Origin of the sequence: Bacillus silvicola, from assembly GCF_050524305.1 — a bacterium.
GTDB classification, from domain to species: Bacteria; Bacillota; Bacilli; order Bacillales; family Bacillaceae_G; genus Bacillus_A; species Bacillus_A cereus_AT.
The window spans coordinates 63061-82674 of record NZ_JBNGVC010000013.1 but is presented as its reverse complement, the minus strand read 5'-3'; the positions used below and the strand labels follow the sequence as shown (position 1 = coordinate 82674).

Below are 19614 nucleotides of genomic sequence, written 5' to 3'. Positions count from 1 at the left end.
AAACTGCATTCCTACTCGGTTTTAGAAAGGATGGATACATATGAAAATGACTGTTGTCGGCTTTTGGGGCGGCTTTCCAGAAGCGGGAGAAGCAACGTCGGGGTATTTGTTTGAACACGATGGTTTTCGTTTACTTGTAGACTGTGGTAGTGGTGTACTAGCACAGCTTCAAAAATATATAACACCATCTGATATAGATGCAGTTGTACTGTCACACTATCATCATGATCATGTTGCAGATATTGGGGTATTGCAATATGCGAGATTAATTACGAGTGCGACAAAAGGGCAACTACCAGAATTACCAATATACGGTCATACGTTTGATGAGAATGGATTCCATTCTTTAACACATGAACCGCATACGAAAGGAATCGCGTACAACCCAGAAGAAACACTTCAAGTTGGACCGTTCTCGATTTCGTTCTTAAAAACTGTTCATCCTGTTACATGCTTTGCGATGCGTATTACAGCTGGCGATGATGCTGTAGTATACAGCGCTGATTCCAGTTATATTCCTGAATTTATTCCATTCACGAAAGATGCTGATCTTTTCATTTGTGAGTGTAATATGTATGCACATCAAGAGGCTGCAAAAGCAGGGCATATGAATAGTACAGAAGTAGCAAGTATTGCGAAAGATGCAAATGTAAAAGAACTTTTATTAACGCACTTACCGCATACAGGAAACCCATCTGATTTAGTAACAGAAGCAAAACAAACTTTCAGTGTCCATATTACGCTAGCGCATAGTGGCTACGTATGGAATTCATGAGGTGATACGATGTTATTTATTGATAATAAAGGGATTACAGATCCTAGAATAAACTTAGCGATTGAAGAATATTGTGTGAAGAATTTAGATATTAACGAAACATATTTACTGTTCTACATTAACGAACCTTCCATTATCATTGGTAAAAACCAAAACACAGTAGAAGAAATTAATGCAGATTACGTAAAAGAAAAAGGTATTCATGTTGTTCGTCGTCTATCAGGCGGAGGCGCAGTATATCACGATTTAGGAAACTTAAACTTCAGCTTTATTACGAAAGATGATGGAGATAGTTTCAGCAACTTCAAAAAATTCACAGAGCCTGTAACGAAAGCACTCGGTAAATTAGGCGTAAATGCAGAACTAAGTGGTCGTAACGACATTTTAGCTGAAGGCAGAAAAATTTCAGGTAACGCGCAGTTCTCAACGAAAGGTCGTATGTTCAGTCACGGTACGTTACTATTTGATTCTGAAATCGATCACGTCGTATCAGCGTTAAAAGTAAAAATGGATAAGATTCAATCAAAAGGAATTAAATCAATCCGTAGCCGCGTTGCGAACATTACAGAATTCCTAAACGAAAAAATGACGACAGAAGAGTTTAGACAACTTCTTCTAGAAACAATTTTCGAAGGAGAAACAGAAATTCCAACGTACGAATTAACAGAAGAGGATTGGAAAAAAATTCATAAACTTTCTGAAGAGCGTTACCGTAATTGGGACTGGAACTACGGAAAATCTCCGAAGTTCAACTTACAACATTCACACCGTTTCCCAGTCGGACAAGTTGACGTTCGTCTTGAAGTGAAAAAAGGAACAGTAACAGAATGTAAAATTTACGGTGACTTCTTCGGTTCACTAGATGTTCATGACATTGAAGAGCGTCTAACAGGCGTGCAATTTGATAAAGATGCATTCACTGTAGCTTTAGAAGGCGTAGACATCGCACGCTATTTCAGTAATATTACAACAGAAGATTTCTTACATTTATTCTTCTAAAAATAATGGGGGAGGCTGTCATAAAGGGCAGCCTCTTTCTATTTGCGTAGATTGTCATGTTTTGTCGGTAAGCCGATATAATTTCATTTACCATAAAATCACAGGGCATCCGCCCCTTATAAAGGAATATATATATTCAAAAGGAGGCGGATCGAAATGAAAAGAGTAATGTACGTTGTATTCTTGCTCAGCCTAATCATCGGAATGACAGCCTGTAACGATAAAACTTCCTCAAGTCGTACACTTTTACTTATTGGAAAGCCAGCGAAGGATAATGTCATATATTATACGCATACAGATAACAAGCGAAAGATAGATGATATACAAACTATGTTTCAAAATAAGAAATGGAAAAGAAATGAAACGTTTAGTACCGTTGGTAAAACGCCAGATTTCGTCTTGTCGATAGATGAGGACAATAAAGGATTGCCGACATTATATGTTACAGTGTACATTCATGAAAATGGAGCGGACGCTCTCAATTTGTATGGGGAGCATATGGATTTAAATAGGGAGGAAGTTGAAAAACTTAGAGAGAAGATGAGTGCATATTATCCTAAAATGATTTCCGTGCTAGTTTAATAATTTGCTGGTAAGTGGAATTCCCTTATCCTCCCAAATAAATTCAACAGAAGATGCTCCGTGTATATGCAGTTAATAGAATATCACTTGCCACTTTAATTTTCTTTTAATATAATTAATTTAGAATTTTTAAATATTCTAAATTTTATAAAGGTGGGGTTTGTGTGAATCTCGTTCAATCTTTGGCTGAAACGGCAAAAAAGAAGGGGGATAAACCGGCTTATATATTTATGGATCAGTCGGTCTCTTATGACCAATTAAACAAAGTGGTCACTAGGTTTTCTAGCAATTTAGCAAAAATGGGCATTGGAAAAGGGGACAATGTCGCATTAGCTGTTGGAAATTCACCACATTTTTTAGTCGGTTTATACGGAACGATGAAAGCCGGAGCAACTGTCATTCCGATTAATCCAATTTATACAGCAGACGAAATACATTATATTTTACAAAATGGAGATGTAAAAACAATCATCGTACTCGACGTCCTTCTACCTGTTATACAATCTCTTACAACAAGACTTCCTTCACTTGAAAATATCATCATATGCGAAACCTCATCAGATTTTAACCATACAGAAACCGAAAAAATGAAAACGTTTACTAATTTTGTAGGGACTGGAGATATAACTCACGAAGGCCCGGAACTAGATGAAGAAGATGTAGCTGTTATTTTATACACTTCAGGTACAACTGGAAAGCCAAAAGGCGCTATGTTAACACATAAAAACTTATATAGTAATGCAAGCGATGTGGCGTCGTATTTACAATATACTGCCGATGATCGTGTCGTTGCGGCGTTGCCAATGTTTCACGTGTTCTGTTTAACAGTTGCGGTAAATGCGCCGATTGTGAACGGGGCGACGATTTTAATGTTACCGAAATTTAGTCCGAAAGAAGTATTCCGTATTTGTCGTACGTATGAGCCAACGATTTTTGCTGGTGTACCGACGATGTACAATTACTTATATTTATTTGAAGAAGCGAGCGCAGAAGATGTGAAGACGCTGCGTCTTTGTATTTCAGGTGGTGCGTCAATGCCTGTTGCTCTTCTGCAAAACTTTGAAAAACGTTTTGGTGTAATCGTTTCAGAAGGATACGGTTTATCAGAAGCATCACCAGTTACTTGTTTCAATCCGTTAGATCGTCCTCGTAAACCAGGATCAATTGGAACAAATATTTGGCATGTAGAAAATAAAATTGTGAATGAACTTGGGGAAGAAGTACCAGTCGGTGCAGTCGGTGAATTAATTGTTCGCGGACCTAACGTTATGAAGGGTTACTATAATGCGCCAGAAGATACAGCAGCAACACTAAAAGAGGGTTGGCTGTATACGGGTGACTTAGCGAAAATGGATGAAGAAGGTTACTTCTATATCGTTGATCGTAAAAAAGATATCGTCCTAGTTGGCGGTTATAACGTATATCCTCGTGAAGTAGAAGAAGTATTATATACTCACGATTCGGTAGCTGAAGTTGTTGTAATTGGCGTTCCCGATGAAAATTTAGGAGAAGCAGTGCGAGCTTACGTCGTTCTGAAACAAACGAACGTAACAGAAGAAGAACTAATGCATTACTGCACGTTACATTTAGCGAAATATAAAGTACCAATGAGCATAGAATTTTTAACAGAGCTACCGAAGAATACGACGGGTAAGTTGCTGAGAAGAGCTTTGAGAGAGAAGGCATTGCAAGTATAAAAATGGGGCAACCATCTTTAACAAGGTGGTTGCCTTTGTATTTTTTAGCATTGGTTAAGCTATGATGCCATATATTTAAACCGTAATATGACCAAAAGGGAGGAGATATACGTGGAGCAGAAGGAATTACGCTTACGGAGAGTTCAATATCTTATTTGTGACATTATGGATGAAATGAACGCTGAAAATGAGAAGAAGAACTTAGAAATCTTGCAGCAAGTAATTGATCATCTTTCCGGTGCGATAGGTGATTTAGTTGATCCATCAAGCTCGTATTCTATCGATTATTTAGAAAGGAAAGTTCATACGGCTCATTATTTACTTTTTAAAAACGAGCGGAAGGCGTACTTATGTAGGAAATAGTATTTCAAATTATATTTGACAATGATAATCATTATCAATATGATAGTTATGTTGGATATATTCATATAAAAGGAGATGTCATATTAATAATGATTAAGAAAAAACATGTTAATGCGTTCGTTATAGCAGCAACTTTAGTAGTTCCATTTAGTGGTATTATGGCACCGATTGCGAAAGCAGATGCAGCGGTTGAAATGAAAGCAAATAGCAAACTAGCAGATGGCACATATGACGTTATTTTAAAGACTTATAAAGATCAAACGAACGATACATCAGTTGCTTCTACATATTTAAAAAATGCAAAAGTAACCATTCAAGGTGATAAAAAAATCGTTACGTTAACAGTTCAAGATAGTAGCTATTTCCAGTATCTTAAAGTAGAAGATACAAATAAATTAGGGACATTCCATGATGTAAAAGTGATTTCCGAAGATAAAGCAAATAACGGTACGAAAGTTGTTCAATTTGAAATTGGTGAATTCTCGAAAAAATATAATATGCAAATGCATATATTAATTCCAGCAATTAAATATGACCATAAATATCAAGTACAGTTTGAAATTGATGCAAGTGCGATTGAAAAGAAATCTAAGTTCTCAGATGTACCAACGTGGGCACAAGAGTCAGTTCAATATTTAGTAGATAAAGAAGCAGTACATGGTAAACCAGATGGTACATTTGCTCCAGCTGAAAATATTGATCGTGGTTCAGCGGCAAAAATATTAGCTACTGTTTTAGGATTAGAAATTAATAAAGATGCGAAGCCGTCATTCCGTGATGCGCAAAATCATTGGGCTACATCGTATATTGCCGCAGTTGAAAAAGCAGGTATTGTAAAAGGTGATGAGAAGGGTAACTTTAATCCGAGTGGGTTAATTAACCGTGCATCAATGGCTTCTATGCTAGTAAATGCATACAAATTAGAAAGAAATGAAAATATGAAACTACCAAAAGAATTTGCTGATTTAAAAAATCATTGGGGTGCGAAGTATGCGAATATTTTAATCCAAGAAAACATTTCAGTTGGAACAGATAATGGTTGGGCTCCAGATAAATCAGTAAGCCGTGCGGAAGCTGCACAATTTATTGCGAAGGCGGATAAGTTGAAGAAATAAGGTGGAACTTTAATCGGTGAGGGACTATCCTCACTGATTTTTATTTATGAAGAAAAAATAAAATCCAAGTTGACACATGTGAATTACGGAATTAAAATGAAAAGAAATCGAATAGAATACATTAGAAGCTAATCAGATAAACTGAAGGCGCACAATGTTCACGTTTGTGAATATATTGTGTGCCTTTTTCTATATGTATAAACTAAGGGGGCTTAACGATGAAAAAGTGGGGTAAGACAACGTTTATGAAAAGTACAGGTGTTTTATTATCAGCAGTTGTACTTTTATCAGGGTGTGGTTCGGCAACGTCCACTAATAATTCTGAAGGAAGTGGAGATACAAAAACAGTTGAGCTTTTAAATGTTTCATATGATCCAACGCGTGAGTTATATCAAGATTTTAATAAGGACTTTGCGAAGTATTGGAAAGAGAAACATGGCCAAACAGTAAATGTAAAACAATCACACGGCGGATCTGGAAGTCAGGCGCGCTCTGTTATTGACGGTTTAGAAGCGGATGTTGTAACGTTAGCACTCGCTTATGATATTGACGCAATTAGTAAGAAAAAACAGTTGGCAGAAGATTGGCAGAAGCGACTTGCGGATAATTCCACTCCGTACACATCAACAATTGTATTTCTTGTTCGAAAAGGAAACCCGAAAGGAATTAAAGACTGGGATGATTTAACGAAAAAAGGTGTTTCTGTCATTACACCAAACCCAAAAACATCAGGAGGAGCACGTTGGAACTATTTAGCGGCGTGGGGATACGCACTGAAAAAATATAATAATAGTGAAGATAAGGCGAAAGAGTTTGTTAGCCAAATTTATAAAAACGTAGAAGTATTAGATTCAGGAGCACGCGGAGCAACGACAACATTTGTTGAAAAAGGAATTGGTGACGTATTAATCGCATGGGAAAACGAAGCGTTATTATCCCAAAAAGAACTTGGAAAAGATAAATTTGAAATTGTAACACCTTCAATTAGTATACTAGCAGAACCACCGGTAGCTGTTGTAGATAAAGTAGTTGATAAAAAAGGAACGGAAAAAGTAGCAGAAGGGTATCTTGAATATTTGTACTCAGAAAAAGGACAGGAAATTGCGGCGAAAAACTTTTATCGTCCGCGTAATGAAAAAGTAGCAGAAAAGTACGCATCACAATTTCCGAAAGTTCAATTATTTACAGTTGATGAACTATTTGGCGGATGGAAAAAAGCGCAAGAAAAACATTTTAATGATGGAGGCGTATTCGATAAAATTTATCAAAAATAATGCGCGCTGCTAAAGGGTGATGAGGTGAAGGAATATGAGGAAGAAAAAACGTGTGTTACCGGGATTTGGATTATCTCTTGGATTTACAATGCTCTATATGAGTTTATTCGTACTTATACCACTTTCTATCGTATTTATTCAAACTTCGCAGCTAGGCTGGAAGAAGTTTGCTGAGGTTGTAACGAGCGAGCGTGTACTGCATTCTTATCAAGTGAGTTTAACGACTTCACTTGCAGCAGCAGTTGTAAATGCCATTTTTGGCTTATTAATTGCTTGGGTACTCGTTCGTTATACATTTCCAGGGAAACGATTATTAGATGGACTCATTGATTTACCGTTTGCCCTTCCGACAGCTGTAGCTGGTATTACACTTACAACGCTTTATGCGGAAAATGGATGGATTGGGAAAATATTTAGTCTGTTTCATATAAAAGTAGCTTTTACGCCGCTCGGAATAATCGTTGCGCTGACTTTTATCGGTTTACCGTTTGTCGTTCGAATGGTGCAACCGGTACTTCAAAATATTGATAAAGAAGTAGAAGAGGCGGCTTCTAGCTTAGGGGCGTCACGCTTTCAAATATTTGTGAAAATCATTTTGCCAGAAATATTCCCGGCTTTACTTGCTGGCTTTTCACTCGCATTTGCGCGGGCATTAGGAGAATACGGTTCTGTCGTTTTCATCGCAGGTAATATGCCGATGAAAACAGAAATCGCACCGCTTATGATTATGACGAAACTAGAACAATATGATTATGCAGGAGCAACAGCTGTAGCGACCGTGATGCTTATTATTTCACTTCTTTTCCTTCTTCTTATTAATATGATTCAAAGCTGGAGTAGAAGGCATGAATTAAAAAGTGAATAGGAGGAGAGAAAGTGGAACCAACATTATTAGAAAAGAAGATAGTAAAAAGTGTGTCAGCTACAAAAGAATCTAAACTTGTACCGAGTATATTAATTACAATTACAGTTTTATTTTTATCTCTCTTTCTATTACTCCCGCTCGTAACAATTTTTTTGAAAGCTTTTGAAAAAGGATTTGATGTATACCTTGCCGCTATCACAGATCAAGAAGCATTTTCAGCAATCAGGTTAACGCTTCTCGTTGCGTTAATCGTTGTGCCGCTTAATACGATATTCGGAGTAGCGGCTGCGTGGCTTATTACAAAGTTTCAGTTTAAAGGAAAACAAGTATTACTTTCTCTTATTGAACTGCCGTTTGCTGTGTCACCAGTTATTGCAGGATTAGTGTTCGTTTTACTTTTCACACCGCGGGGGGCTCTTGGCGAATGGTTACTCGAACATGGAGTGAAACTCATTTTCTCTGTTCCAGGCATTATTATCGCAACAATCTTTGTAACTTTCCCGTTCGTTGCACGTGAACTAATTCCGATTATGCAGGCCCAAGGGAAAAGTGAAGAAGAAGCAGCTTTATCACTTGGCGCAAGTGGCTGGAAAATGTTTTGGCGCGTTACGCTCCCAAACATAAAATGGGGTCTTTTATACGGCATGATTCTATGTAATGCCCGTGCTATCGGTGAGTTTGGAGCAGTTTCTGTCGTATCAGGTCACGTGCGCGGCATTACGAATACGATGCCGCTTCATATTGAAATTTTGTACAATGAATATCAATTTTCCGCAGCGTTCGCAGTAGCAACATTAATGTCATTAATCGCGGTGTTTACGCTCGTTATAAAAAACTGGATTGAATGGAGAATGGAAAAACGACAATAAGGGGGGATTATGGTGAGTATTCAAATTCAAAATGTATCAAAACAATATGGTACATTTCAGGCGCTAACAGACATTCATTTGGATATTCCAAAAGGCGAACTTGTCGCCTTATTAGGCCCGTCAGGTTCTGGGAAAACGACGTTATTACGAATTATTGCCGGATTAGAAGAAGCGGATGGTGGCTCTATATCATTTGATGGGGAAGACTTAACAAGCATTCATGTGAAAAATCGGCAAGTCGGCTTCGTCTTCCAGCATTATGCGCTCTTTAAACATATGAATGTATTTGAAAATGTCGCTTTCGGTTTAAAGGTAAGAAAGAAAAGCTTAAGACCGTCAGCAGAAGTGATAGAAGAAAAGGTAACAGAACTATTGAAACTAGTAAAAATGGATGGTTTCGCCAAACGTTACCCAGCGCAACTATCTGGCGGACAACGACAGCGTATCGCACTAGCGCGGGCACTTGCAGTTGAACCGAAAATTTTATTACTCGATGAGCCGTTCGGTGCACTTGATGCAAAAGTGAGAAAAGAATTACGAAGATGGCTTCGGAAACTACATGACGAATTTCAAATTACGAGCGTATTCGTAACGCATGATCAAGAAGAAGCACTAGACGTTGCAGACCGCATCGTTGTAATGAATGAAGGTCGCATTGAACAAATGGGAACACCGGAAGAAGTATATGAAAACCCAGCAAGTCCGTTCGTTTACGACTTTTTAGGAAATGTAAATTTATTTCACGGCCGCGTCCATAAAGGTAAGCTGAATGTAGGATCAGTGGAACTAGAAGCACCAGAGCATAAGCACGTTTCAAACGTAGACGGAGTAGCTTACGTAAGGCCGCATCACTTATCCATCTCTCGTACGAAACAAAGCGTAGATGCAATTCCTGCAAAAGTATCATACTCTCACGCAGTTGGACCTGTCGTATATGTAGAATTAAAACGAGACGGAACAGATGAGTATTTAGAAGCAGAAATTAGTAAAGAACAGTTTAGACAGCTAAGCATTCAAGCGGGTGATGTTGTATATGTACAGCCGAAAGAAGTGAAGGTGTTTATTCCGGAGGATTTTGTGATTTAAGAGAGCGAAAATTCAATTGAATTAACAGCAATCTATTAATAAGAGAAGGTCTCCTAAAATATCTTTTGGGAGACCTCCTCTTTGGTTATCGTGATAATTTTTTCTCATATGAAATGTACTAGAACAAAAGTGAACATAAGAGCTTTGTTGAATCATGTTCATATCATGTCGTTAGTAGACACGTATATAATGTGTTTTTTTAAGGTTGTTTTCGTAAGCATTGTTGCTATTAAACTATTTTAATTTTGGATATTTTTATCATATGTTTCTGCAACAAACACAAAGTCTACATGCTCTTTATCAATAAAAATACTTGTTTTAGATGGAAGACCTGTTATTTTAGAAACAATATCAACCTCAATAAAGTCAAATCCCACACGATAAGCATCTTCAATGTCAATTCCACCAGTTAGAAAATTTAATCCATCCCCAAATGACTTAAATACCAATACATTTTCTTTCAAACTTTTATTATCCATTTCAATCCATTCCTCGTTAATAAAAGTCTGACATGTCGTGCACTTTGGAACGCACTCGATGTGATGTATCCCCTTATAATTATTGTTATACAAGGCGGATAGTAATGGAGGATTAAATGTAAAGTATACTTATTATATAATTTATAAGGTGGAGGTAAATGTATGAATAAATTAGGGTTTAGAGTTATTCGCGGAGAAGAGGGATATGGTCATTATTTTGGTGGAGAAACTTGGAAAGTTCCTATATGTCCACAATGTAATGAACAAGCGCATCAAATATTTACCTTTGATTTGAATGATTCTAGATTAGAGGAACTTAAGACAGAAGGGTTAAGAGAGTTGCCATTAATCACTTGTTTAAATTGTTCCTTATATGAACATATACAAAATTTTAAAATAAATATAATGGAACGCTCTATACATACCATTACTCAAAGTGAGATGTTTGATTGGAAGTATGAATTAATTGATAAGATACCAGTTCCTTTGCCGAAATATGATATGAAATTAATAACGATGGAAAATTATGATGTCCCCTGTGATGAAGATGAATATGACGAAGCTTTAGATGCTATGGGAAGAGATTATATTTGTAGAATACTTGGAGCGCCTCTATACATAGACGATTCTATAGAGGTAACGTGTCCTTGTTGCTCGAAAAGTATGAACTATGTGGCTATGTTGACTGGAGAGGATTATGGGAACGAAGGGGGACTTACAGGAGGAATAACTTTTCAAATAGGAGAGAGTTTTTTATATTTTTATCTATGTAAAGAATGTCTAATCATACAAACTTTAATGCAGAGCACTTAAGTTTGTTCTGTAGTATTGAAAGTATTATTTTATAGAGAATCAATTGAAATTACGCTTATATGTAAAAGAATTTGAAGTAATTCAATCTCTTTTTTTATTATTGAAATAGCTTCTTAATTATTAATCAAAATATTTCACTATCTGCGGTGTTAAATCAAAATAAAGGAGTTGTAGCAACTTATGAATATGATGATGATGAATTTTAATAGTGTAGATAATTTATTTTCGATACTTTTAAAGTATCCAGTACGTATAATTTTAATATATATTGGAATCGGCTGGATTTTTAAATGTATCAAACAAGGTTTCTTATTTTCAGCCGCACTTATGTTAACGATACTTACACTACTTTTTATTATTACATTTACAGACATATTAGCGTCTGTTTTAAATAGTATTCCTCTTATAATACAATATGGTGGTGTAGTATTTTTGATAATACTATCATGTATTATGTTTGATTATGAATCTTCTCGTCAGTGAACTACTCACCACTTACTATTCTTATGGGCTATTTGAAGAGGAAGAATAGAAAATGTATATGAAATGTTGTCACTAGATGGAACAACCATTGGTAGGACGACGGAAAAAGAAATAGAAGAGGAAGAATAAGTAGAGTAATAATTAACATTGAGGATAGTAGTAATATGTATCCACACTATAAAGGAATTTAAGGGAGATTTATAATGTTAGAAACAGTTCATGAAAGACAGGAACGAGAAAATCAGGATATAGAAATGTTAGCGGCTTTGAAACAGGCAGGTTCTACTTTAACGAAAGTACATTACCTAGAACATTATTTTTTATTAGATACTATAGACATCGCAGAGAAAATTGCAGATGTACTACATGTAAAAGGTTATGATATTTATGAACCGTCTGAACAAATTTCAGAAGATGGGTTAATTTACTTTGTATTTATAGTGGGGAAAAATTGTATACCAGCAAAAGAAAATGTTTGGGAAGAAACAAAGTACATGGCAGAGTTAGCGATTTCATATAGCGGAACATGTGATAGTTATGATGGATGGGAAACACAAGTTGTAGGGTAATATATAATGAAAGACTATTTTAAATTGAATTTTAGATAGTCTTTTTTATTGTGAAAATAGGGATTTGAAATATTGCTAGTGAAAGCTAATATAAAATGGAATAGCTGAGATCCTACTCATTTGTACAAGTAATAATTTTTTATTTAAAAATATAATGCATAAAAATGATGATTGAGGAAGATTTGATGAACTTAAAATATAAAAATGGTTTTTATGTAAGAGAAGATGAACATGGGGAAACTGTATTAGTATCTCAAAAAAACTTAGGTGAATGTATAGAATATATTAATATGTTTAATATTTCTGGAGTACAAATATCGGATATATACTATGAACTAGAAGATATTAACTTTTTAAGTGAGTGTGAAAATATTACCCATTTAATGTTAGATAACATGTTTTTAAAAGATGTATCTAGTATATATAATTTGAATAAACTTCAAGATATATCAGTAATGGACTCTAATTTTAAATTAGAGTTAAATAAATTAACAAACTTAGAGAGCTTGGTGATGTACTGCGATAAAAAGGTGACAGGCTTAGAGGAACTAACGAATTTAAAATCACTTTCTTTATGGAAATACATTCCTAAAAATAGAGATTTGAATGAATTGAAACATTTACGAAATTTAGAAGATATAAGGATTACCCAATCTAGAATAGACTCAATTAATGGTATTGAAAATTTCAGAAACTTAAAATCTCTACAATTATATTATCTTCGTACATTAAAAACGATAGAACATTTAAAGTATGGGAGTAGAAAATTACTTAATTTAGAAATGGAAGCATGCAAAAATATTGAAGACTTTTCTGTTATCCAATGTTTAGAGTCATTGGAAGTTTTGCACCTTTTCAATTGTGGGGATATACCGACAATAAGTTGTATACAAACATTAGATCATTTAAACCGTTTTTCTTTTTGGGGAAGTAATGTTGTAGATGGTGATGTTAGTTTCTGTGAGGGGATAGAATTTGTTAGTTTTACAGACAAAAAGCATTACTCTCATAAAAATAAGGAGTTTAATGATATATAAGAGATAAGAGGGCATTATAATGAGATTTCCAAAAGATGAAGACGGGCAAGTACTGAATAAATAAAAAGAGTGTTTAATTACTTTCAAGGAGAAAATATGGATATATATATTGAAATGCACAAGCCTGCAACTGAAAAAAATGAATATTTTCTTGTGCTAGATGAAAATGATAACTTTGAAAATGATAAAAATTTAAATTTATTATCATCGGTTAATAGATATATAGTTGATATTGATACAGGCATGGAACGATTTATGGAAACAATGATATCGAAATTTCATTTATATATTTTAGTGAATTGTGAAGGGGTTCAAGAAGAATTAACAAAGGTGCAAAATTACATTTTGGAAAAAGAATTAAAAGAGTTAAACTGGAAAAAATCCACTGTAAAGAGCACGATTTTAACGAATCAGTATGATAATACAACTAATATTTTCGATGTGATTTCTCCTGTATGTATGGAGGGAAGTCTTATGTTCCTTTTCTCTGAGAAGGCAGTAAGCGAAGAAGAGTTAGAAAATATAATAAAATATATGAAATTTGATCGGACAAGAGTATATTTTAATAAAGAAACAATTGAACTAGCAGGGAAAATGGGTTATATAGTAGGGCATTTTACAGATGAATATTATATAGTATCTTTACGCTCGGAAAAGCAAGTATTTGTTTGTTATGGGGAAGAACGTATTATGGAATAAATAGCAGTAGGAGTATAAAATTAGAACTATTTATAAGTGCATCACAGTATTATTTAGATGATTAATGTGTTTATTTTGTATGAAATAGATTCGAATGTATTAAAAGTGTTGTAGTAGTAACTACTACGCTTTTTTTTATCGTTTTAAATATCTTTCTAAAAACTTAAAAAATAGCGCCTCGTCTTATTATTAATAAAAATAAATGAAAGTAAAAGGGAAACAGATAACGGTTACTTATGTGAAGAAGAGAAGATATATATTGAATGGGTGGTGAAATAATGCATGATTTGTTAAAAGATGAAATTTATCGAGGAGATATTGGAAACGCGATAGCACATGCAAATAAAATAAGTATTGAGGAATTAGAAAACTTATTAATGGAATGGTCTTTTAATGAACCAAATATTATTGTATACACTTTCTTGACTAGTTATTTAGAGAGTCGAAGTGATGCTAAATTACATTCACTAGCATCAGATATTTTATGTCACCCACTATGTCATTTAGAGGGGGCGTATCTAGCTGCTTTTTATCATGCAAAGAAGTGTATCGAATTAGATCCTAATAATATGAAGTATAGGGAGTTTTTATTGTTTTTTGCTAATGTTCCAGATGATGTTTTTGAAGGGAAATCAGCCATGAATTGGGCGAAGGAAATATTAAAAGATGAACCAAATAATGAAGTAGCTAAAAATTATATAGAAGAGAATTTATGAAAAATGGATGTTCAGTTGAATATTTAAATTCATAATAGAAACGTTCTAAAAAGAAGAGCTGACGTAGGCTCTTCTTTTTTTATGGATTATGATCCAATGCACTAACGTTTTAAACGCGACATTGCAAGATGGAAGAAGTAAATCTTGCATATATGATAGTTTTAGAAACCGTATAAGTGTTAAAGTTGTAGAGAGTGGAAAAGAAATAAAGTCTGTAACAGCAACATGCAGTGATGGGAAGCAGTTTGGATCGATTGTAAAAGTATAAATAAAAAGAAGGTTTCCAGGAGTGATAGGAATTAGATTATTATTGATTCATTGGAGGTCTGTTAGTTATGAAAAAACTAGTATTCAATAAGTGGATGAATTTTTCATATATAGAAGGAGAAATTCTCTGTATTACAAAGGGAAATAAACAAGATATTATAATTTTAGTATTGGAGAAAAAGGTTACAGACACTTATTATTATAAAATTATACACTCTTTGAAATCTGGCGATTTGAAACAATATACTATAGAAAATAATCAATACTTTAACTTCATTCAACCTTTGGGAGAAAATTGGATTTTAGTTAAAGGTTTCGTTGAGAAAAAGGAAGATACGACAGCTACAATTTTTGATAATAAAGGAAACATCATTGCTTCATATTACTTAGGAATTGGAATTAAATATTTTCAAGTTGATGAAGAAGAACGTTTATTGGTTGGGTATAGTGAAGAAGGGATCTTTACTTCTGTAGATGAATTGTTTATTTCAGATGAAGAGTTTGATTCGATAGATTGGGAAAATATATATGATATTAATAAAGTTGAAAAGAGCGGATTAGCTATTTTCTCTAAGAATGGCAATTTAATTACTAATGAATTCAATAATTCAATAAAGAAATCTGTCTGTGATTGTACAGCAATAAATATACAAAAGACAGGTGATATTTTAATGTCTTACTATAATGAGCAAGGAACATATACATTCACACAGATTAATAAAGAACGATGTGAACAAGTTATCCTTTATGAAACAACATTGAATCACACGTCACTATATTTGAAAGTGAAAAATAATATCATCTTTGGTGTAGATAACAATCAAATATATGCATATTCACTTGTAAATAAAAAATTAGCAACTCTGTTAACAGTAGATAGCGAGGGAAATCCTATTCAATTTGAGTATATTTTTTCAAGGGATCAAACAATATATGCTGTTAAAGGGGAACGAATATTTTGTTGGGAGCAATATGGGATTTTAGAAGAGGGAGAATAAACGGAATCAGTATAATGTAATGAATTAAATTATATGTTACAGGTCGGGGAAATTCGTATGTTTATACTAGATTTTAGCTTAAAGGAGTATAACCTTTTTGAAGATTTAGCGGAGGTATTAGGTTTAGAGGGAAATTATGATGCAATGAAATTCGTAAGGAATCAAGTCAAAGAAGCCGGAATAAAAGGCAGGGTTTGTTTTGATTCAGAGAACGATTGCCTACTCCTTTTCGTGTAGTATTTCATTTTGTAGTTAATAAAAACAAATAGGAATAGATAAACTTAATATTATTAAATGAGAATAGTAGGATGGAATAGGGATAAATATAACTTTGAGAGAAAAGAAGGTGTATTATGGAGTTTACATTCGAAAAGGTTCAACGTATTGAAGATGCAAATATATATCGTGTTAGTAATGTAACTGATATTTATGAAATAGATTTATTTGATGATTATAATCGCAATGTTGATAATTTAAGTTTACTTGTTCAAGAGAGGATTCATCAGTTTATTGTACATGTAGATAAATCTGAGGAAAAAAATTTAAAAGAAGAAATAGAGTCTAAAAACATTTCCTATACAGTTTTTGATTCGGGAAGAAGGAACATTTTCTTTGTTTTTGATTCTATACCAAGGACAGAAGTATCATATATAATCAAGTATTTTTATGGTGTAAGTATAGAAAATACTTTTGCTATTATCAGTTTAGGAAATAGTGTTGGTATTAAACTAGAGAAAATAAATCAAAGTAAATTGATGAAGTGTTTCATGGGAGAATGTTTTGTACCACAAATCGAATTGGTTCCATCATCGGCGTGTGCATTTATTCAATATGATGGTGCGCTTTTAACGATTGCTAGTAATAATTTCGATATTTATGCAACATGAAAATAATAAGAGGTAATTAAATGTTTTTTTAGCGCAAGGAGATACTAGAGGATAGTTTCGAAGCTATTAAGCTGATATATGTAGGAGGTGTAAATAATGGAATGTTTTCATATAGGAGAGCGGGATGATAATATCATCAAGGTTGTTATAACTGAATTTTCAAGTGAAGGAGATAGTTATTTTGGTGGAGCTTATTTCAAAGGAGAATGCGAACTAGGCTGTACTGGTTTTAAAGTGAAAACGACATCATTTTATTTTGACAATAATGATATATATCACTTTTACAAAGACCTCCAAAAAATATATACAGTGGGATCTGGAATAGTACATTTTAAATCAGAATCAAATGAGTTATCTTTAACTTGTCACTTGGACATTGATGCATCTTTTAAAATTTCAGTTAGATTTAAAGAGCTTGAAGGAGATAGTACGCTAAGTTGTTATATATATGAATCTTATGAATATATACCTAGTATTAAAAGTCAGCTTACTTCATTTTTAAATACTTTTAAATTCAATGGGGATGAATGGAAGTAAACTTTGAGGGTTCTATATAAAAAGTTGAATACTGAATCAGCTATTTCATGTGAGGATATTTAATATGAATTATATATGTTTAATCTGTGGTTTTGATGATTGTGATCAAGGCTATACGTTTGTTGCGTAGAGAGAAAAATGGTCGGAAAAAGGCGCGGTTTGGCATAACAACGCCGAAAAACCAACTGAGTGGTCATTAGAAAAACAACTAAAAAACATTGAGTGATTTTGTGGAATAACGAGTTAAAGAGAAAATTAATTGAAAATACGTTTATATAAAAAAAGAGTTTGAAGCAGTTCAAACTCTTTTTTATAATTATGTAGCGTAGTAGCTTTATATGTATTTTATAAACAATTCGGTATAATGTTGATAACAAATTAATGGTAGTTTAAGATACATGGCAATGTTACATATTAGTATGGTGTGAATGCAAAACGATTGGTGAATTATTCTAGGGAAAATAGAAACGCACATTAAAAATCTAAAACAAACCTTATGGTCGGGTATAATGCTTGAAAAAGAATAACTCAAAAAGGACGAAAAAACAAAGGGAAAAAGCATTTGAAAATTCAACGACAGCGAAATTTATGAAGATTTCGAATGCAGTGGGAAGACGTTAATGAAGGGAGACTAAAAATGCTTATAGAAATTTTAGAATTTGCTTCTATCTTGGCTTTAGAAGTTGTATTAATATTAACTGTTATGTTTCAGGATACATTCTTTATGAATATAAAGGAACAATATATTGAAACACGTATTGCGGCATTTATTTTTTGTATCCGTATGTTGTTCGGGACATGGGTAATATTTGTTACGGAAACTACTATAATCGCTGTCTCAAAAGTGACTGCAATTCAATTAATTATTTTATTTCTTATTTGGGCATTCTCGAAGTATGTACAAAAAAATAGTGAAAATTGGTGGATTACTATAATTGCTTTTGTTATTTATGGTGTTGGTACTTACATGTATATTCAGTTTGCTTTTAGAGGTTATTAATATATCACCAGAAAAGTTAGTGGTCAGAAAGATTCATTTGTTACATGTGTGTATGAAGGAAGAGCGAATATAGGCTCTTCTTTCTTATTAATATTAAGGAAGTTTTTATAAAGAAAATCTGTAAAAACAATGTTGATATAAATTGCACCTCTAGTTGTTAGATACAAGTCTAACAACTAGAGGTTTTTACTATGATGAGCGAAGTGCTTAATATTTACGTTATAAGTGCATAACGAGTTATAATAGAAGAAATCAATAAGGAGGCTGGCTGTGAAGAATCTTCGTTATTTCAATATATTTACTATGTTACTTGTATACACACTACTTATGTTTTACATAGGCTGGAACGGATGGGTTTGGCTTCATGCGGTATTCGGCTGGCAATCTTGGGGATACTACGCTTTCGTAGTCGGATTTATTTCATATGCGTATATTCTCGTGCAAGTGTTTAAGTTTCTGCCATTTCTGCGAACGATTGGTTCGATTTGGTTTGCGGTCATACAATATGCGCTTATGTTGTTGCCACTTGCTGATATTACAGTTTTCCTTTTACAATTTGGGGTGGAGAAAGAAACAGCAATTATTTGGACAGGGGCGGCTGTGATAGCTGCATTTATCTTTATCTTTGCGTATGGAGTATTTAATGCGTATAGCCCGGTAGTAAGAAAATACGAAGTGCACATACCGAAAAAGGTAGAGGGGCGTAAAAGTTTACGCATTGCGATGGCTTCTGATATGCATTTCGGTAAATTGTCTGGTGTTTCGCATTTAAAGAGACTTGTCCGTCATATAAATGAAATGGAGCCCGATATTATTTTACTGCCTGGTGATATTATCGATGATCATCCAGGTGTGTTCATTCAGAAAAATATGGGACCAATCATGAAACAGATGAAAGCTCCATTAGGCGTATATGGTGTGTTAGGAAACCATGAATATTACGGCCGAGCTGTTCCTGAGTTTTTACAAGAGATGGATAAAATTGATATTCGTATTCTTTTAGATGAAGTCATTACAATTGAAGATGATTTTTATCTCGTCGGAAGAAGGGATAAAACAGAGCGTGATCGTCAAAGCTTTGAAAATCTAATGAGTACGGTAGATAAATCGCTTCCTGTTATCGCAATGGATCACCAACCATTCGAATTAAAACAAGCAGCAGATGCAGGGGTAGACTTATTATTATCCGGTCACACGCACCGCGGACAAATGGCGCCAAATCATATTGTGACGAGAAGAATGTACGAATTAGACTGGGGATACGCACAAAAAGGTGCATTCCACGCCATTGTTTCTTCTGGATTCGGATTTTGGGGACCACCGCTTAGACTGGGAAGTAGATCTGAGATTGTGCAGGTTGAAGTTACATTTGAATAGGATTGTGAAATAGAGAGCTGAGTGCTCTCTATTTTTTAATTTAAAGGTACAAAATATTCGAGTGAAGTTCTTTATTTACTCTCTGAAAAAAGAGATACTATAAGAAGACTCTGCTTGAAAAGGGGGA

Annotated in this window: 21 protein-coding genes and 1 pseudogene; 21 read left to right on the top strand and 1 reads right to left on the bottom strand. The window is 34.1% G+C overall.

Annotated elements, in window-relative coordinates; genetic code table 11:
* The first annotated feature begins 40 nt into the window (after positions 1-40).
* From ACP6L7_RS22525 to ACP6L7_RS22480, 10 genes are all read left to right on the top strand, one after another.
* On the top strand, positions 41-775 hold the full coding sequence (locus tag ACP6L7_RS22525) for an MBL fold metallo-hydrolase (protein WP_430529449.1): 735 nt from the start codon (positions 41-43) through the stop codon (positions 773-775).
* A 9-nt stretch (positions 776-784) separates the two neighbouring features.
* Positions 785-1774: a lipoate--protein ligase gene (gene lplA, locus ACP6L7_RS22520; protein ID WP_097829955.1), complete on the top strand. Its 990-nt coding sequence runs from the start codon at positions 785-787 to the stop codon at positions 1772-1774.
* A 156-nt stretch (positions 1775-1930) separates the two neighbouring features.
* Complete coding sequence (locus tag ACP6L7_RS22515; protein WP_097829956.1) at positions 1931-2356, top strand: hypothetical protein; 426 nt, start codon at positions 1931-1933, stop codon at positions 2354-2356.
* A gap of 164 nt (positions 2357-2520) precedes the next feature.
* Positions 2521-4053: a fatty acid--CoA ligase family protein gene (locus ACP6L7_RS22510; protein ID WP_097829957.1), complete on the top strand. Its 1533-nt coding sequence runs from the start codon at positions 2521-2523 to the stop codon at positions 4051-4053.
* A gap of 111 nt (positions 4054-4164) precedes the next feature.
* The gene (locus ACP6L7_RS22505; protein ID WP_088095455.1) at positions 4165-4416 is read left to right on the top strand and encodes a hypothetical protein; all 252 of its coding nucleotides are present in this window, start codon (positions 4165-4167) and stop codon (positions 4414-4416) included.
* Positions 4417-4505: 89 nt separating this feature from the next.
* A complete protein-coding gene (locus ACP6L7_RS22500) occupies positions 4506-5531 on the top strand; it encodes an S-layer homology domain-containing protein (RefSeq protein WP_097829958.1) in 1026 nt (341 codons plus the stop codon).
* A gap of 218 nt (positions 5532-5749) precedes the next feature.
* Complete coding sequence (locus ACP6L7_RS22495) at positions 5750-6805, top strand: sulfate ABC transporter substrate-binding protein (protein ID WP_430529448.1); 1056 nt, start codon at positions 5750-5752, stop codon at positions 6803-6805.
* 34 nt (positions 6806-6839) lie between these two features.
* Positions 6840-7670: a sulfate ABC transporter permease subunit CysT gene (gene cysT / locus ACP6L7_RS22490; RefSeq protein WP_097829960.1), complete on the top strand. Its 831-nt coding sequence runs from the start codon at positions 6840-6842 to the stop codon at positions 7668-7670.
* 11 nt (positions 7671-7681) lie between these two features.
* Complete coding sequence (cysW, locus tag ACP6L7_RS22485; RefSeq protein WP_097829961.1) at positions 7682-8539, top strand: sulfate ABC transporter permease subunit CysW; 858 nt, start codon at positions 7682-7684, stop codon at positions 8537-8539.
* 12 nt (positions 8540-8551) lie between these two features.
* Complete coding sequence (locus tag ACP6L7_RS22480) at positions 8552-9625, top strand: sulfate/molybdate ABC transporter ATP-binding protein (RefSeq protein WP_097829962.1); 1074 nt, start codon at positions 8552-8554, stop codon at positions 9623-9625.
* Between the two features lie 239 nt (positions 9626-9864).
* Here the strand turns inward: ACP6L7_RS22480 and ACP6L7_RS22475 are convergent.
* Positions 9865-10188: pseudogene (locus tag ACP6L7_RS22475) on the bottom strand (hypothetical protein); the annotation flags it as partial.
* 78 nt (positions 10189-10266) lie between these two features.
* Here ACP6L7_RS22475 and ACP6L7_RS22470 point away from each other — a divergent pair.
* The 11 genes from ACP6L7_RS22470 (at position 10267) to ACP6L7_RS22420 (ending at position 19487) form a co-directional block, all read left to right on the top strand.
* Positions 10267-10917: a hypothetical protein gene (locus tag ACP6L7_RS22470; RefSeq protein ID WP_097829963.1), complete on the top strand. Its 651-nt coding sequence runs from the start codon at positions 10267-10269 to the stop codon at positions 10915-10917.
* 686 nt (positions 10918-11603) lie between these two features.
* On the top strand, positions 11604-11969 hold the full coding sequence (locus ACP6L7_RS22465; protein ID WP_097829964.1) for a ribonuclease E inhibitor RraB: 366 nt from the start codon (positions 11604-11606) through the stop codon (positions 11967-11969).
* A 185-nt stretch (positions 11970-12154) separates the two neighbouring features.
* Entirely contained in the window at positions 12155-13006 is an 852-nt protein-coding gene (locus tag ACP6L7_RS22460) for a leucine-rich repeat domain-containing protein (protein WP_097829965.1), read from the top strand.
* 96 nt (positions 13007-13102) lie between these two features.
* Complete coding sequence (locus ACP6L7_RS22455) at positions 13103-13705, top strand: hypothetical protein (protein WP_097829966.1); 603 nt, start codon at positions 13103-13105, stop codon at positions 13703-13705.
* A 278-nt stretch (positions 13706-13983) separates the two neighbouring features.
* On the top strand, positions 13984-14421 hold the full coding sequence (locus ACP6L7_RS22450; protein ID WP_430529447.1) for a hypothetical protein: 438 nt from the start codon (positions 13984-13986) through the stop codon (positions 14419-14421).
* A gap of 88 nt (positions 14422-14509) precedes the next feature.
* Complete coding sequence (locus tag ACP6L7_RS22445) at positions 14510-14689, top strand: Wall associated protein (protein WP_097829968.1); 180 nt, start codon at positions 14510-14512, stop codon at positions 14687-14689.
* Between the two features lie 67 nt (positions 14690-14756).
* The gene (locus ACP6L7_RS22440; RefSeq protein ID WP_097829969.1) at positions 14757-15686 is read left to right on the top strand and encodes a hypothetical protein; all 930 of its coding nucleotides are present in this window, start codon (positions 14757-14759) and stop codon (positions 15684-15686) included.
* Positions 15687-16039: 353 nt separating this feature from the next.
* Complete coding sequence (locus ACP6L7_RS22435; RefSeq protein ID WP_097829971.1) at positions 16040-16573, top strand: hypothetical protein; 534 nt, start codon at positions 16040-16042, stop codon at positions 16571-16573.
* Between the two features lie 96 nt (positions 16574-16669).
* Complete coding sequence (locus tag ACP6L7_RS22430) at positions 16670-17110, top strand: WapI family immunity protein (RefSeq protein ID WP_097829972.1); 441 nt, start codon at positions 16670-16672, stop codon at positions 17108-17110.
* Positions 17111-17747: 637 nt separating this feature from the next.
* A complete protein-coding gene (locus ACP6L7_RS22425) occupies positions 17748-18110 on the top strand; it encodes a hypothetical protein (RefSeq protein ID WP_141533307.1) in 363 nt (120 codons plus the stop codon).
* A gap of 270 nt (positions 18111-18380) precedes the next feature.
* Positions 18381-19487 carry a metallophosphoesterase gene (locus tag ACP6L7_RS22420; protein WP_097829974.1) on the top strand — a complete coding sequence of 369 codons (1107 nt, stop codon included), beginning with the start codon at positions 18381-18383 and terminating at the stop codon, positions 19485-19487.
* Positions 19488-19614: the final 127 nt, after the last annotated feature.